Annotated in this window: 1 pseudogene; it reads left to right on the top strand. The window is 50.5% G+C overall.

The features are described 5' to 3' along the window. Window positions 1-220 (top strand): annotated as a pseudogene (cdsA, locus tag FDX22_RS00395) (phosphatidate cytidylyltransferase); the annotation flags it as partial.

Raw genomic sequence — 220 nt, 5'->3', positions numbered from 1 at the left:
CTGGCACTGATGCTGTTTTTGCTGCCTGAGTATCATCATAATATTCACCAACCGCTGGTTGAAGTGTCGCTTTGGGCGTCGCTGGGCTGGTGGGCCGTGGCGCTATTACTGGTGTTGTTTTACCCCGGTTCAGCCTCGGTCTGGCGTAATTCCAAAACATTACGCATAATTTTCGGCGTGTTAACCATTGTTCCTTTCTTTTGGGGAATGCTGGCGCTAC

It is taken from the genome of Citrobacter sp. TBCS-14, from assembly GCF_005280805.1.
In the GTDB taxonomy this organism is placed as follows: domain Bacteria; phylum Pseudomonadota; class Gammaproteobacteria; order Enterobacterales; family Enterobacteriaceae; genus Citrobacter; species Citrobacter gillenii.
The sequence above is the reverse complement of the archived record's forward strand: the minus strand, read 5'-3'. Positions and strand labels throughout refer to the sequence as shown.